Here is a 15474-nt window from a genome sequence, read left to right as displayed (position 1 = left end):
AACATCGCAGTGACCGACGCGTGCGCGGCGTCAGCAAGGGCCCGGTCATCGCCGTGGTGTCGGTGATCCTGTTGGTCGTCGCCGTCGTCGGCTGGTTCCAACTGCGGGACCGCACCAGCGATCAGGGCTCGGCGGCCGCAGGAGCGTGCGTCGAGGGTGACGCCACGCTCGAGGTGGCCGCCTCCCCCGACATCGCCGACCAGATCCGCGATCTCGCCGCCCGCTACACCGCAACTCTGCCCGTGATCCGCGACCACTGCGTGTCGGTGTCGGTGACCGCGCAGGACTCCGCCGCCGTCGCCGACGCCCTCGTCGGCGCACCGAACGGGCCGTGGAACGCGGATCTCGGGCCGGCGCCGTCACTGTGGATCCCGTCGAGCAGCCAGTCCGTCACCCGCGCCGCGGCCACCGCCGGCGTCATCGACGGGCAGCCCAAGTCGCTCGCCACCAGTCCGGTGGTGCTCGCGGCACCGCAGGAGTTGACGGTCGCCCTCACCGCGGCCGGGACAGGGTGGCGGGACCTGCCGGCACTGCAGTCCGGGAAGAACTCCCTGGACGGGCTCGGACTCCCCGGCTGGGGTTCGCTGAAGCTGGCGTTGCCCGCGGGATCGACCACCGATCAGACGCTCGACGCGGTCGCCGCCGCAACCGCCGACATCGGCGCGGGTCCGCTCGACGACACACAGGCCGCCGCACCGAAGGTCACCGCCGCGATCGCGGCCCTCGCGAACGGCGACAACGCGATCGAGGGCGTGCCGAACTCGGCCACCGACGCGGCCGCGGCACTCGCCGCCCAGCCGGAACCCGCGCAGGGCACCTTCCACGCCGTGCCGTCGACCGAGCAGCAGCTCCGCGCGCTCGGCCGGAAGGCGTCCGGGCTGGTCGCCTTCGCACCCGCCGGGGCGACGCCCGTAGCCGACCATCCCGCCGCGATCCTGGCGACGCCGTGGGTCGACGAGACCCTCAGCCGTGCCGCCGCCCAGTTCGCCGACTTCATCCGGCAGCCCGAGCAGGCCCGGACCTTCCTGGACGCCGGATTCCGGGTCGGCGACGCCCTCCCGGCCGCCACCGATCAGACCCCGATGCCGCCCCTCGGGCAGGTGCTCGTGCCCGCCACCGGCCCCGCCCAGCAGCACCTGCAGCAGACGTTCGCGAATCCCGCTGTCCCCCAGGCCACCACGATCCTGCTCGACGTCTCGGGCTCGATGGGCAACGACGACGGCTCCGGCACTCGGCTGAGCAACACCGTCGACGCACTGTCCCGGCAGTTCGCGAACCTGCCCGACGCGTCCGACATCGGACTGTGGGTGTACAGCCGCGGACTCGACGGCAACAAGCCCTACCTGGTGAAGGTGACGACCGGACCGCTGACCGAGGGCACACGACGGCAGCAACTGGAGAGCGCGCTGCAGTCGCTGAAACCGGCGACCGCGACATCGACGTACGCGTCCGTGATCGCCGCCCACCAGAGTGCGGTCGACGGGTTCGTCGACGGTCGTCCCAACTCCGTCCTGCTGATCACCGACGGCCCCAACGACGACACGTCCACCAGCAAGCAGAAGCTCACGCAGGCGCTGAACGCCGGCACGCATCCCGTCCGCGTCGACGTCGTCTCGATCGGCGAGAACAGTGATCAGGCAACCTTGCGGGCGATGGCCGACCAGACCGGGGGCACGTTCGTCGCGGTGCCGTCGACGCAGGGTCTCGAGCTCGGTGCCGCGCTCGCCGAAACGCTGTCGTAGACCATGGTGCGAATCGCGATCTTCGGGGCCTTCCTCGCGCTCGTCAGTTGGTGGGTGCATCGACGCCTCGTCCGTACGACCGGACTGAAGGGACGCCCCGCCCGTGCGATCGGCGTCGCTCTCGTCGTCCTGTGGGTGCTGGCACTGATCGGCATCGGCAGCGGCGAGGTCTTCGACCCGGCATGGGCCCGGGTCCCCGGCTTCGTCGGCTGGGTGTGGCTCGCTGCGCTGCTGTACCTGGTGCTCGGATTGCTGCTGGTCGCTGCCGGTTCCGGGATCGCCCGCCTGACGGGACGACCGCAACCCACCGATCCGTCCCGGCGGCGCGTACTGCGCAGCGCGACCGCCGCCGTCACGGTGGCCGCCGTCGGCGCGGCCGGTTACGGCGTCACCGAGGCGCACACCCCACGCATCCAGCGCGTGCGCGTGCCGCTGCGGCGCCTGCCGAGCCAGTTCGCCGGGATGCGGATCGCGCTCGTGACGGACCTGCACGTCGGCCCGTCACGCGGTGTCGGGTTCACCCGCAAGGTCGTCGACCTGGTCAACGCCCAGAAACCCGAACTGATACTGCTCGGCGGCGACCTCGTCGACGGCACCGTCGGGAAGGTCGGGCCGGACCTCGAACCGCTGCGCGATCTACGTGCGCCGCTCGGCGTGTACGGCGTCAGTGGCAACCACGAGTTCTACGCCGGCGACGGTGGCCCCTGGCTGGACCTGTGGGACCGCCTCGGCATCCGCACCCTCCGCAACGAACGCGTCGAGATCGCCCGCGGCGGCGCGGTGATCGACCTCGCCGGCATCCACGACCTCACCTCCCCCACCCCGTACGAACCGGACCTGCCCGCCGCACTCGCCGGCCGCGATCCGGAACGCTTCGTACTGCTGCTCGCGCACCAGCCGAAGCAGGCCGTCGAGGCGTCGGAACTGGGCGTGGACCTCCAGCTGTCGGGTCACACGCACGGCGGGCAGATGTGGCCGCTCGGCTACCTCGTCCCCCTGCAGCAACCGTCGGTCACCGGACTCGATCGCATCGGCGACACCGTCCTCTACACCTCCCGCGGCGCGGGCGCCTGGGGACCGCCGGTTCGCGTCGGCGCCCCACCGGAGATCACCATCCTGGAATTGGCCAGCCGCCCGGCGGAGTGACGCCCGGGCGGATCCCTGTTCGAGGAGGACTCCACCCCGGGTGTCGTGGCTTTTCTGAACTGTCGACTTCGTGAAGGTGAGCTACTTGCAGTACTAGTGGATTTGTTCCGACATTCCAAAGGTTCCGTCCTGCACCGAGTTCTACAGACGTAGGACTCTCGACCTCGCCGGCGACGCCGAGCTACGGGGACGGACAGAGCGTGCGACCGGTCCGAGTTCCGCCGCTTCCTCCGGCGCCAGTCCCCTGCCCCACGGACCGAGGTCGCTCGTCACGTAACCACCGAGGCCTCCACCCCAGCGGTCGTAGACCTGCTGAAGCGCGAAACCGCAGGGGTACTACGGCCGCTGCGCGTACGTCAGCCGTATCCGATGCCGTGAGGTGATCCGCCCCTGCTCGTCACGCCAACCGTCGACCCGCGCGAGCGCAGCATCCCGGACCCGGTCCAGTTCCGCGGCCGGAATCGCGTCCCACAACTGACGTTGCCCGTGCGAGCGCGTCCACGTGTACCACTGTTCGGCGTCGTCGAAGTACAGGTCGAGGTCGAAGCCGACGGTGCGCGGATGAACCAGGCCGGCAGCGCGCATCAGCCCTTCGACCGCGGCGTCGCTGCCGAAGGGCCCGTTCGGATCCCGCGGATCGACACTGAAGAATCCACGATCCCGGTACGGCGCGAACAAGTCCTCCATCTGCTCCCACCGCGGATCCCACGCCCCGAACGTTGACACCCCCACGGTTCCGTGCGGCACCAGCAGCGATCGCCACGCCGTCAGGGCCGCAGCGGGATCCGGCAGGAAGAAGATCATGAACGAGGCCGTGATCGTGTCGAATCTGCCTCGCGGAAGCGTCGGCTTCATCGCGTCCATCACCTGGACGGTCACATTCGTCAATCCCCTGGCGCGTGCCTCGTGGGCGGTGGCCTCGACCATCTTCGGCGACACATCGATACCGACCACTTCCCCGTCCGGCCCCACTGCCTCCGCCAACCGGAACAGCACCGCGCCGCGGCCGCATCCGATGTCGAGCGCCCGGGAACCCGGTTGCGGATCGGCCTCCCGCACCAGATGTTCCGCGATCGGCCCGAAGAAGGGCACCCCCACATTGTCGTAGCTGTCGACCACAAGATCGAACAACTCCGCGAGCCGCGCAACCTGCAGTCCGTCCGGCACCTCGACCATTCCTCGATCATCTGCCCGCCCGGCCGGGCCGGTCAACGACGTTTCGGTATCGGAAAGCCCCTCCCCCGGTAGTGAGCGGCGTGACCCGACCGAATTGGGAGGTGCGACGAGATCGTGTCGTGCCGGTCGGGTTCCCGCCCGCGGTGACGACAACAGGATTCCATAATTCCCCCGCTTCCGTCCTGCACGAAGTTTCAAAAGGTGGCCGATCCAGGAAACGGCGAGGCCCCGGTCGTTCCGGAGAACGACCGGGGCCTCGCCCTACCTCACTGCCCTACTTCAAGCCCTGATCAGCTGCTGTACGCCTCGATCGGCGGGCACGAGCACACGAGGTTCCGGTCGCCGTGGACGCCGTCGATGCGCCGCACAGACGGCCATACCTTGGGCCGGCCCGTCCCCATCGGGTAGACCGCGATCTCCCGCGAATACGGGTGACTCCAGTCGGAAACTAGGCACTCGGCGGTGTGCGGCGCACCGCGCAGCGGATTGTCCTCGACCGGCCACTCCCCTGCCCCGACCCGGTCGATCTCGCGTCGGATCGCGATCATGGCGTCACAGAACTGGTCGATCTCGTCGAGGTTCTCGCTCTCGGTCGGCTCCACCATCAGGGTGCCGGCGACCGGGAAGCTCATGGTCGGGGCGTGGAAACCGTAGTCGGCCAGACGCTTGGCGACATCGTCGACCGTCACGCCGGTCTCCTTGGTGAGCGGACGCAGGTCGAGGATGCACTCGTGCGCGACCATCCCGTTCTCCCCGGTGTAGAGGACCGGGAAGTACTCGTCGAGACGACGGGCGATGTAGTTGGCCGACGCGATCGCCGTCAGCGACGCCCGGCGCAGTCCCTGAGCACCCATCATCTTGATGTAGGTCCAGGTGATCGGGAGGATCGACGCGCTGCCGTACGGCGCCGCCGAGACCGGTCCCGAGCCGCCCAGTTCGGGCGCCATCGGATGGCCCGGCAGGAACGGGGCGAGGTGCGAGCGGACGCCGATCGGGCCGACACCCGGGCCACCGCCGCCGTGCGGGATGCAGAATGTCTTGTGCAGGTTCAGGTGGCTGACGTCGCCGCCGAACCGACCTGGACGGGCGAGCCCGACCAGCGCGTTGAGATTGGCACCGTCGACGTACACCTGGCCGCCGGCGTCGTGCACGGCCGCGCAGATCTCGCCGACCTCCTCCTCGTAGACGCCGTGCGTCGACGGGTAGGTGATCATGATCGCGGCCAAGCGCTCAGCGTGGTCGGCGATCTTCGCCCGCAGGTCGTCGAGGTCGACATCACCGTTCTCGCGGCACGCGACGACCTCGACCCGCATTCCGACCATCACCGCGGACGCCGCATTGGTGCCGTGCGCGCTGGACGGAATCAGGCAGGTGTCGCGGTGATCGTCGCCGCGGCTGAGGTGGTAGTTGCGGATCGCCAGCAGACCGGCGTACTCGCCCTGGCTGCCGGCGTTGGGCTGCAGGCTCACCGCGTCGTAGCCGGTGATCGCGACCAGCCAGTTCTGCAGGTCCTCGATGACCTTCAGCATGCCGGGCGCGTCCTCGGCCGCGAACGGGTGCAGCTTCGAGAAGCCCGGCCACGTGATGGGCTCCATCTCCGCGGTCGCATTGAGCTTCATGGTGCACGAGCCCAGCGGGATCATGCTGCGGTCGAGGGCGATGTCCTTGTCGGACAGGGCCCGCAGGTAGCGGAGCATGGCGGTCTCGGTGCGGTACTTCGTGAACGACTCGTGCTGCAGGTACGCGGTGGTCCGGTCCCCGAACGGCGCAGGAGCGTGGTCGACGACGGTCGCGGCCGGCACTCCGAAGGCCGCGAGCACGGACTCCACGTGCGCCTCGGTGGTCGCCTCGTCGCACGCGACGCCGACGTGGTCGGCGTCGACGAGACGCAGATTCACTCCCCACGCCTTCGCGTTCGCGACGACATCTGCGGCGCGACCGGGCACCCGGGCCAGGACGGTGTCGAAGAACTGCTCGTGGACCACCTCGACACCGGCCGTCTTCAGACCGGCTGCGAGGAACTCGGCGCGCTGATGGACGCGCTGCGCGATCGCCTTGAGGCCCTCCGCGCCGTGATAGCTGGCGTACATCGCCGCGACGATCGCGAGCAGCACCTGCGCGGTGCAGATGTTGCTGGTCGCCTTCTCACGGCGGATGTGCTGTTCCCGCGTCTGCAGTGCCAGGCGGTATGCCTTGTTGCCGTCGGCGTCCACCGAGATGCCGACCAGGCGGCCGGGAAGCTGACGGGCGTGCTTGCTGTGCACCGCGAGATAGCCGGCGTGCGGGCCACCGAAGCCCATCGGGACACCGAAGCGCTGCGTCGTGCCGAAGCAGGCGTCGGCACCCATCTCACCGGGCGGGGTCAGCAGCGTCATCGCCAGCAGATCGGCGCCAACCGCGACCAACGCGCCACGCTCGTGGGCGGCCGCGATCATCTCCGCATGGTCGACGACCCGGCCCGACGCCCCCGGAAGCTGGGCGAGGACACCGAAGAACTCACCGTCGGGCAGCCCCTGCGTGAGGTCCGCCTCGACGATCTCGATGCCGAGCGGCTCGGCGCGGGTCATCACCACCGCGCGGGTCTGCGGGAACAGGTCGGTGTCGAGGACGAAGCGCGGCGACTTGCTGCGCGACGCGCGCCGCAGCAAGGTCATGGCCTCGGCCGCAGCGGTGCCCTCGTCGAGCATCGACGAGTTCGCGATCTCCATGCCGGTCAGGTCGCCCACCATGGTCTGGAAGTTGAGCAACGCCTCGAGCCGGCCCTGACTGATCTCGGGCTGGTACGGCGTGTAGGCGGTGTACCAGGCGGGATTCTCGAGGATGTTGCGCACCAGCACCGGCGGGGTGAGCGTGTCGTAGTAGCCGAGGCCGATCATCGACACGGCGGTCGTGTTCTGCGCCGCCAGCGCCGACAACGCGGCCAGCGCATCGTGTTCCGTCAGCGGGGCGTCGAGCGCCTCGAGCCCGGCCGCGACTCCGCCGGAGGTGGGATCGAGGATGCTCGCCGGCACCGCGCGAGTGGCAAGGTCGTCGAGTGACTCCACCCCTACGACCTCGAGGATGCGGGCCAGTTCGGCCGAATCCGGACCGACGTGACGGTCTGCGAACGAATGGCTACGAGCGTCGATCAAGTGAACTCCCAGGCGGTTCGACGGGTGCAGGATGCGCTCCACGAATGGAACGGTCCTCCCCCTCTGTCGCCTGCTCGGGAGACCCGAGCGCCTGAGAGATTCAGCCGCCGCCGCATCCACCGGATGCGTGCGCCTTTCCCCGTGGGCGGGTGGGTACTCCCACCGCTTTCCAGAGGCGTCGGAGCCCGCACGGTCCTGGATGCCTGAGAGATTGACGGGGAGGTGTTGCTCCTTCGGCGCCCGGACAACTACTACAAAACTGCCCGGAACTCTCCCGCACGACGGCGACGCTCCGTCAGTCTATGCCACGACCCCGCACCTGGACGAAAGCCCAGAACAGGCTAGCCGGTCTTGCGGTCGCCCCGGGTCTTGCGCCGCGAGGCCAGTTCGTCCTCGGGGGCCTGCGTGGCCTCGCCGCCGTCGGCGCGTTCGGCGGGGAAGTCGGCGATCGTTCCGGTCAACTCGCGCATCGCGCCGCTGACTGCGATCCCGAACACGCCCTGACCGCCCTGCAGGAGATCGACGACCTCCTCGGCGGAGGTGCACTCGTACACGGTGACGCCGTCGGAGAACAGGGTGATGCGGGCCAGGTCCCGCACGCCCCGCTGCCGCAGATGGTCGACCGCCACCCGGATGTTCTGCAACGAGATGCCGGTGTCCAGGAGGCGCTTGACGATCTTCAGGACGAGGATGTCCTTGAACGAGTACAGGCGCTGACTGCCGGATCCGGCCGCGCCGCGAATCGACGGGACGACCAGATTGGTGCGCGCCCAGTAATCGAGCTGACGGTAGGTGATGCCGGCAATCTGGCACGCGATCGGCACGCGGTAGCCGACGAGGTCGTCGGGGACGGAATCGTCGGGGAACAACCCGGGCTGCACGTCTTCGTCGACGCTCACCGCACCGACGGCGGCCTCGTCAACGAGGTTCGACTGGTGCTCCTGCGGCCGATCTACCACGGACTACTCCCTCTCGCGTGTTCAGCAGCGCTGACAGGCGCGGAGCCTCGAAGATTCCCCGCTACCTGCACATCGCTCACTCGTAACATCGAGCAAACCCGAACGGTGGATTCCATTCAGGGTACGCCCCGCGCATCCCACGCGGCGGTCGTTCACAGCACGTGACGGTATGGCCTCGACGAACCGAGGTCAATGCGACGCGCCCAAGACCCTCAACCTGTAGTCGAGAGTTTGACGGTCAGCCGTCGGTCGCCTTGAAATCGTCCGGCGACACCGACTCGAGAAACTCCTTGAACTTCTCCACCTCGTCCTCGCGCTCGTCCGGCATCACCAGACCCGCCTCCGCGAGCACTGCCTCGTCCACGAAGATCGGAACACCGATCCGCAGGGCGATCGCCACCGAATCCGACGGGCGGGCCGAGACCCGGACATCGCCCTCGAACACCAGATCGGCGTAGAACGTACCTGCCTGCAGGTCGACGATCCGCACCTCCCGCAGGGTGTGGCCGAAGGCTTCGAGAAGATCCTTGACGAGATCGTGCGTGAGCGGGCGTGCGGGTTCCACCCCCTGCTGCTCCAACGCAATCGCTGTGGCCTCGGTCTGCCCGATCCAGATCGGCAGGTACCTGTCGCCGTTGCTTTCGCGCAGAAGCAACACCGGCTGGTTCTGCGGCTGTTCGACACGGATTCCGATCACACGCATCTCACTCATCGCGTCCTCCACCTCGTACCGGCGACCGGGTCCACCTCGAACGGCGAACAAGCCCCGTTTGACGTACTGCCCCGATTCTATTCGAACCCGCTGCGGCCGTCAGCGATCGAGAGCCCCTCGCACCGCCGCCTTGACCAGGCAGGTGTGCAGCGTCAGGGACAGTGCCGCGAGCTCACGCACCATCTCCTCGGCACGGTCCCGCGCACCCGCGTCACGCCCTTTCGCGACGGGCCCCGCGATCTGCGCGACCAGGCCGGCCTCGCGATCGGCAGCCAACTTGAATGCACGCAGGTGCCGGACCTCGAGGCCGAACTCCGACATCGCCTTGGCGGTCCGTGACAGTGTCACGGCGTCCTCGTCGAAAAAACCCGCGGCGCCGGGCACGACGAGACCGCTCCGGAGCAACTCGCTCAGGAAGCGTTCGTCGATTCCCGAACGCGCGATCAGATCGTCCCGGCTGATCCGCACCTCACGATCGGCACGAAACTCCTCTGGGGACACCTCCCCCGGCGCCACCGCGAGGGTGCGCGGACGTCGAGGCAGTGAATCCACCGCACCGACGGTCGCGACACCGCTGTCGATCGCCTCGAGCTGTTCCTTGATCACCTTGAGCGGCAGGTACTGATCTCGTTGCGCAGTGAGCACGAACCTCAGTCGCTCGCAATCGGCGATCGAGAACCGCCGATACCCGGACGGCGTCCGCTCCGGACTGATCAGCCCCTCAGCCTCGAGGAATCGGATCTTGGAAATCGTCACATCCGGAAAATCCGGGCGCAGTCGATCGAGCACCGTGCCGATCGACATGCCTGTGGCGGCCTCCTGCCGGACGGCTGTCATTGGTTGCCCGCACCAGCCGCGGATTCGCCGATCTGCGGGCCGGCGTTGCCGCGCGGCCCGGTCAGGAACACGAGGCGGAACTTGCCGATCTGCACCTCGTCACCGTTCGCGAGGACCGCGGAGTCCACCGGCTCGCGGTTGACGTACGTACCGTTCAGGCTGCCGACGTCGACGACCTGGAACTCGTCGTCGTCCTGCCGGAATTCCGCGTGCCGGCGGCTCACCGTGACGTCGTCGAGGAAGATGTCGCTGTCGGGGTGACGCCCCGCGGAGGTCATCGGCTGGTCGAGCAGGAAACGCGAGCCCGCATTCGGACCCCTCTTGACGACGAGCAGCGCGGAACCGGCGGGCAGCCCCTCGACTCCGGAGACCGGGGCCTCAGCTGTCTGCGAGGACGAGCTGTCCATCTCATTGAGAAAATCCGCACGGAAAACCGATGTGGTCTCGGCCGGCGTCTCTCCGTAAACCGCGTCGTTGCCGTTCTCGCTCACCGTTTCTCCTCCTCAATCCGTTTACCCGAGAACGTTTTCTGCGTTCCCGGGGTCACGCGGTACCACTCGGCCTCGACGTATCTCGGCCACCATCACATTGCGATGCGAATCCGCGCACCGACACGGCGTCTCGCTCACCTCGACCGTACCCTGACAGGGGCGGTGCGTGTAGGCGGACAGGCCGGGCGAAGACCCGCGAAATCAGGCGGAATTCTCCGCGGATCAGCTGCCGGAAACCGCGAGGTATCCCGCGGCGTCCAGGGTGGCGGCAAGCATCTCGTCCAATCCGGCCTCGTCGTCGACCTCGAGGTCGACGAGCCAACCGCTGCCGTACGGGTCGGAGTTGACCAGTTCGGGGCTGCCGTCCAGATCGGCGTTGACCGCAACAACTTTCGCCGTCAGCGGCGCGAAGATGTCCGAAACACTCTTCGTCGACTCCACCTCGCCGAAGGAGTCGCCGACGGTGACGTCGTCGCCCTCCGCCGGCAGCTGGACGAACACGACGTCGCCGAGCTGCGACTGTGCGAAGTCGGTGATACCCACACGCACCGTCGTCGGACCCGTACGCCGCACCCATTCGTGGTCTGCTGTGTAACGCAGATCGGCGGGGGTAGCGAGCTCACTCACGGTGGCTTCCTTTCGGGTACGGCCGAACGAGCCGGCCGGAGAAGATCAGTTTCCGGGCTGAGCGTATTGGCGTGGTTTGACCTCCCGCAAGGCGGACACCGTGACCTGCGGCGATTGCGCGATCCGCAACTGTCCGCCGCTGCGTGCGACGGTGTCGACCACTCCGCCGGGGATGTTCAGAGCCGCCGCGAGCGTCGGCGGGTCCCCGATCGCCACGACCCCGAACGGGGCCGAGATCCGACGCCCGTCGACGGTGACGTTCGCGCCCCCTCCGCTGACCCACGAGTCGACACCGATGCGGATCGGCTCGGATCCGGAGCCGCGGATCTCGATCGCCTCGGCGCCCGCGGCGCGCAGTTCCTGGATGAGGTCGAGCAGGACCTCCGAGCCGACCGACGAGCCGGGATCCTCGACCGTGAGGGTGACACCCGGACCGGTTGCCGCGACGGTGCCCACTTGGATCGACAGCGCGGACAACCGGGCTTTCGCCTCCTCCAACGCCGCGCCGGAGCTGCCGCCGCCCGCCTCGAGCTTCGACAGCGTCTGCTCGAGTCCCGAGATCTCCTGGCGGAGTGCAGCCTCACGCTGGTTGAGGTTGCCCAGGACCGCGAGGAGGTCCGCGGGCCGCGCGGAATCGAGATTGTCGCCCGATCCGGTGCTGCTGACCTGTGTCGCGATCGCGACGCCGAGCGCTGCCATCAGCAGCACCGCGAGCAGCCCGAACGCGAATCGGGATCGCGTGCGTGGGCGCGGGGAGTCGGGCATCTCGTGGCGGCCCTCCCCACGGGAGCCGCCCGCCTCGGCGGGGCTCTCCGCTTCGGGACTCTCGACTTCAGGGCTCTCGGCTTCGGGACTCTCAACTTCGGGGCCCTCGGCGTCGGGGGTCGGTACGGGGGCGCCCTGGGCGGGGGTGTCGTCGTCGGGTTCCACGCCGATCACGCCCCGAACAGGCGTCGACGCAGCGCCGCCGCGTTGCCGAAGATCCGGATACCGAGGACGACGATGATCGCCGTCGACAGCTGCGTCCCCACCCCGAGTTGGTCGCCGAGCCACACGATCAGTGCGGCGACCAGGACGTTGAAGACGAACGAGACGACGAAGACCTTGGCGTCGAAGATCCCGTCGAGGTACGCGCGCAGCCCGCCGAACACGGCGTCGAGTGCGGCGACGACGGCGATCGGCAGATAGGGCTGGACGGCGTCGGGCACCTGCGGACTGAAGACGATGCCGAGCGCGATGCCGGCGACGAGCGCGAGCACTCCGTAGAGCGCGTAGCCACCTTTCACGGTGCCCCCGTTTCCTGTGCGAATCTCACTTCACGACCGGCGGCAGCGGGTAGCCGCAGGTCGTCGGACTCGGCGATGGTGAAACCCACCCCGTACAGCTGCTGGACAGTCGACATCCTCAGATAGGCGTCGCTCACCACGAAGCCGGTCTGCAGCTTGCGAGGTGGGCCGATGGCCGACACCTGGTAGGGCGACGGCACCGGCTGGTTGTCGACGAGCATCGCCCCGCCCGCCTGACGGATGGTGACGGCCGGCCCGACGCGGACGTCACCCACCGCGACGGCCTCGGCGCCGCTCGCCCACAGCGCGTTGACGACCGCCTGCAGGTCGCGGTCGAGGACACCGGACTGGGGGGAGCCTGAGACGCGCTGCGACGAGTCCGACAGGTCGGGTCTCGCTGTCGGATCGGTGAGGGTCACGACCAGTCCGGGGCCGTGCACGGGTTCGGTGGCAGCAGCGGCCTCGAGGGTGCGTAGCCGGTCGAGGACCTGCGCTCCCTCGGCGTCGCCGGCGAGCACCGACGCCCGCAGGTCGTCGACCCGAACGGTCAGCTCGTCCCGCCCGGTGGCCAGGCTCTGTCCCCGATCCTCGGCGTCGCGCACCTTCGTCAGCATCTCGGTGCGGGTCCGGTCCACGTCGGACGCGGACGACGTCGCCTGGGCGTACGAGATGCCGAACACCATGCCGACGAGGACGGCGCCGAAGGAGATCCATGCGCCCGCGGCGATGCGGGTGGACTTGGAGTGCCCCTGTTCCCGGTCCTCGGCGGCGCCGGCGTACCCGGGATCGAGGTGGTCGTTCATGAGTGACTTCAGCAGTGACGGGACCGGATTCCGCCGCACCGGTCGGGGCGTACCTGTCACGGGCCGCTCCGGGTGACGGCGCGGGGCACCGTACGGGCCACCTCGGCGGCCTTCGCGATGTACAGGCCGGCGGTCCAGACGTAGAGCGCGGTGCCCCAGGTCAGCAGCGCGTAGCCCCACGGGTTGGCAATCGTCGCGAATCCCCAGTCGAGTTGCGCCGCCAGCAGGAGGGGCAGCGCGAACATCAACGCGAACGTCGCGGCCTTGCCGAGGTAGATGACGTCCGGAGGCGGAAGCCCGCGCCGACGGTAGATCGGCAGTGTGAACGCCAGGATCAGATCCCGGCCGATCAGGATGGCCGCCACCCACCACGGGATGATGTCGCGGGCGACGAAGGCGACCAGCGTCGTGATCACGTACAGCCGATCGACCAAGGGGTCGAGGAGGGCGCCCAGCCGCGTCATCTGGTTCAGCAGGCGGGCGAGCTTGCCGTCGGCCCAGTCGGTGAAGCCGCTGAGCATCAGCACCGCCAACGCCCAACCGTCGGCCTGCGGGCCGAGCATCAGGTACAGCAGCAGCGGCACCCCGGCGAGGCGGACCATGCTGAGGAGATTGGGAATGGTGAGGATGCGATCGGTGACCTGCTCCGAGCCCACGTTCTGTCCTACCGCGTCCACCAACGATCCTTCCGGCTTCCCGTCCCCTGTCGCAGGCCAGCTTTCCACACCCGGTGTGCCGATTCAGGGACCGACCGCGCGAAGGCGGCCCGGTTCAGACACCCAGCTCGCAGCGCGGGACCCGCGCGAGCGCGCCCGCGGTGAGGCTTCCCAGATAGAGCCACTCCGGTGTCTCGCGGACACCGGTGACCGGCGAGTAGCTCCCCTTTCCCCCGCGCAGGCTGTGCGCGACGCGTCCGGCACCGTCCAGCCCGAGTACCCAGGCCCGGTGGTCGGGGTCGGGTTGCACGACGCTCGGCAGATTCGCGGTGACGACCCGCAGGTTCGGGTACGGCGCCACCCGGTCCAGTAGCGCCATCCGCGGGCTGTACAGCGCCACCCAGAAGATGCCCGCGGAGGTCTGTGAGGTGACGTTGTCGGGGATTCCGGGCAGGTTGTCCGCCCACACCGACACCGTGCCGGCCTGCGGTCCGGTCAGTTCCACACGCTGGATCCGGTACGCGCCCGTCTCCGCCACGATCACATAGGACTCGTCGGCGGCGAGGCCGACACCGTTCGCGAACTGCAGGCCGTCGGCGAGCAGATCCGTCTCACCGGTGCGCGGATCGAATCGGAGCAACCGCCCGGTACCGCTGTGTTCGAGAAGATCGAGGCGGTGATCGGGGACGGTGAACCGCGCCGACGAATCGGTGAAGTAGACGATCCCGTCCCGGCCGACGGCGGAGTTGTTGCACGCCAGCAACGGACGGCCCAGCGCCGAATCGGTGAGCAGTTCGACCCGCCCGGTCTCGTCCACCCGCAGCAGCCCGCGTTCGCAGTCGCACACCAGGTAGCGGCCGTCGTCGAGCACCTCCACCCCGAGCGGACGGCCACCGGTGTGCGCCAGTTCGGTGGCACGACCGGCGTCGTCGAACCGCCACAGTCGGCCGTCGTCGCCGCCGGTGATCACCCGGCCCTCGCCGTCGACCGCGACGTCCTCGGGTCCGCGGCCGGTCGGCAGCCGCCACTGCTCCGTGCCGTCGAGGTGATGTCCCGGCGCGAACAGTCCGGTCTCGGCGGGCGCGGGCGGCGGCCGCCACGCGACCGGTTCGATGCCGGTGCGGTCGAGGGCGCGCAGGGCCGTCCGCAGGAGGTTCACCCGCCCGACGCTAGTCGGGTGGGTGAGCGCTCACCGGGGTTTCAGCGCCATGCGAAGGCGGGCTGCGCGATCGACGCGACCCGGGTGTGGCGCCCGTGCAGGACCACCTCGCAGAACTGGTGGATCACCGCGCCGGTGGGGGCGTGGATGTGTTCCCCGCGGAAGGGCCAGCACGCGACGCGTTCGGGCGCTCCGGGGATCGTCGTGTACTGCGTCGGGACGTCGAGTTCGTCCAATGCGACCGCGAACACGTGCGCCACCTCGTCCGGGCTGGGCACCACCGACGCGATCGACTGCCCCGACCACACCACGTACGGGGTCATGACGTAGCCCGAGTGGGTGACGAAATCGTCGAGCCGACCGAGCACGTCCTCCGGGCCGACGTGTACCCCGAGTTCCTCACCGAGTTCGCGCAGGGCCGCGTCCTGCCCAGTCTCCCCCTCGTCGAGCCGGCCGCCGGGCAGCGCGAACTGCCCCGCGTGGGCGCGCATCTTCGACGGCCTCAGCGTCAACGGGAACACGGGCGAACCGTCCTCACCACGCATGATCGCGATCGCGACGGCCGCTTCCCGATAGTCGCCGCGGACCGCCGCTTCGGGTTCGAAGGTCTGCAACGCAAGTTCGATCCGCTCCCGGGTGCCCCTCGCCGAATCCGCCATGACCGCCTCCTGCGCGCCGAACGACTGTTCGTCCGATCATGCCCCAACCGCCCGCCGTCCTCGCTACCGTGGAACCCTCCGATGGGGGTC

15 protein-coding genes and 1 riboswitch are annotated in these 15474 nt (G+C 69.1%); of the genes, 2 read left to right on the top strand and 13 right to left on the bottom strand.

The features are described from left to right. Nucleotides 1-20: 20 nt before the first annotated feature. On the top strand, nt 21-1742 hold the full coding sequence (locus IJ15_RS0101925; RefSeq protein ID WP_031936661.1) for a substrate-binding domain-containing protein: 1722 nt from the start codon (nt 21-23) through the stop codon (nt 1740-1742). A gap of 3 nt (nt 1743-1745) precedes the next feature. Next, nucleotides 1746-2888 carry a metallophosphoesterase gene (locus IJ15_RS0101920; RefSeq protein ID WP_031936660.1) on the top strand — a complete coding sequence of 381 codons (1143 nt, stop codon included), beginning with the start codon at nt 1746-1748 and terminating at the stop codon, nt 2886-2888. 336 nt (nt 2889-3224) lie between these two features. On the opposite strand, the gene IJ15_RS0101915 is transcribed toward IJ15_RS0101920, so the two are convergent. The 13 genes from IJ15_RS0101915 to IJ15_RS0101855 form a co-directional block, all read right to left on the bottom strand. Further along, entirely contained in the window at nt 3225-4064 is an 840-nt protein-coding gene (locus tag IJ15_RS0101915) for a class I SAM-dependent methyltransferase (RefSeq protein WP_031936659.1), read from the bottom strand. A gap of 290 nt (nt 4065-4354) precedes the next feature. Then, a complete protein-coding gene (gene gcvP, locus IJ15_RS0101910; protein ID WP_031936658.1) occupies nt 4355-7195 on the bottom strand; it encodes an aminomethyl-transferring glycine dehydrogenase in 2841 nt (946 codons plus the stop codon). 180 nt (nt 7196-7375) lie between these two features. Beyond that, nucleotides 7376-7482: riboswitch (glycine riboswitch) on the bottom strand. 54 nt (nt 7483-7536) lie between these two features. Next, nucleotides 7537-8154, bottom strand: a complete 618-nt coding sequence (locus IJ15_RS0101905) for a MerR family transcriptional regulator (RefSeq protein ID WP_031936657.1) — start codon at nt 8152-8154, stop codon at nt 7537-7539. A gap of 238 nt (nt 8155-8392) precedes the next feature. Next, nucleotides 8393-8866: a bifunctional nuclease family protein gene (locus IJ15_RS0101900; RefSeq protein ID WP_031936656.1), complete on the bottom strand. Its 474-nt coding sequence runs from the start codon at nt 8864-8866 to the stop codon at nt 8393-8395. Nucleotides 8867-8965: 99 nt separating this feature from the next. After that, the gene (gene ftsR / locus IJ15_RS0101895) at nt 8966-9703 is read right to left on the bottom strand and encodes a transcriptional regulator FtsR (RefSeq protein ID WP_031936655.1); all 738 of its coding nucleotides are present in this window, start codon (nt 9701-9703) and stop codon (nt 8966-8968) included. Next, nucleotides 9700-10194, bottom strand: coding sequence for an oxoglutarate dehydrogenase inhibitor Odhl (odhI, locus tag IJ15_RS0101890; protein WP_031936654.1), 495 nt, complete (start codon nt 10192-10194; stop codon nt 9700-9702). Before odhI ends, ftsR begins: the two co-directional genes overlap by 4 nt. Nucleotides 10195-10416: 222 nt before the next feature. Then, nucleotides 10417-10821, bottom strand: coding sequence for a glycine cleavage system protein GcvH (gcvH, locus tag IJ15_RS0101885; RefSeq protein ID WP_031936653.1), 405 nt, complete (start codon nt 10819-10821; stop codon nt 10417-10419). Nucleotides 10822-10866: 45 nt separating this feature from the next. Next, nucleotides 10867-11586: a DUF881 domain-containing protein gene (locus IJ15_RS0101880; protein ID WP_031936652.1), complete on the bottom strand. Its 720-nt coding sequence runs from the start codon at nt 11584-11586 to the stop codon at nt 10867-10869. Nucleotides 11587-11756: 170 nt separating this feature from the next. Next, complete coding sequence (locus IJ15_RS0101875) at nt 11757-12107, bottom strand: small basic family protein (protein ID WP_031936651.1); 351 nt, start codon at nt 12105-12107, stop codon at nt 11757-11759. After that, a complete protein-coding gene (locus IJ15_RS0101870; RefSeq protein WP_051918447.1) occupies nt 12104-12910 on the bottom strand; it encodes a DUF881 domain-containing protein in 807 nt (268 codons plus the stop codon). The genes IJ15_RS0101875 and IJ15_RS0101870 overlap by 4 nt, the downstream gene beginning before the upstream one ends. 56 nt (nt 12911-12966) lie before the next feature. After that, on the bottom strand, nt 12967-13587 hold the full coding sequence (locus IJ15_RS0101865) for a CDP-alcohol phosphatidyltransferase family protein (protein WP_031936649.1): 621 nt from the start codon (nt 13585-13587) through the stop codon (nt 12967-12969). A gap of 94 nt (nt 13588-13681) precedes the next feature. Next, entirely contained in the window at nt 13682-14725 is a 1044-nt protein-coding gene (locus tag IJ15_RS0101860) for an SMP-30/gluconolactonase/LRE family protein (protein WP_031936648.1), read from the bottom strand. Between the two features lie 41 nt (nt 14726-14766). Further along, nucleotides 14767-15384, bottom strand: coding sequence for an NUDIX hydrolase (locus tag IJ15_RS0101855; protein WP_031936647.1), 618 nt, complete (start codon nt 15382-15384; stop codon nt 14767-14769). Nucleotides 15385-15474 lie beyond the last annotated feature (90 nt).

The organism is Prescottella defluvii (assembly GCF_000738775.1).
Taxonomy (GTDB): domain Bacteria; phylum Actinomycetota; class Actinomycetes; order Mycobacteriales; family Mycobacteriaceae; genus Prescottella; species Prescottella defluvii.
This window is presented reverse-complemented; position numbering and strand designations above follow the sequence as displayed.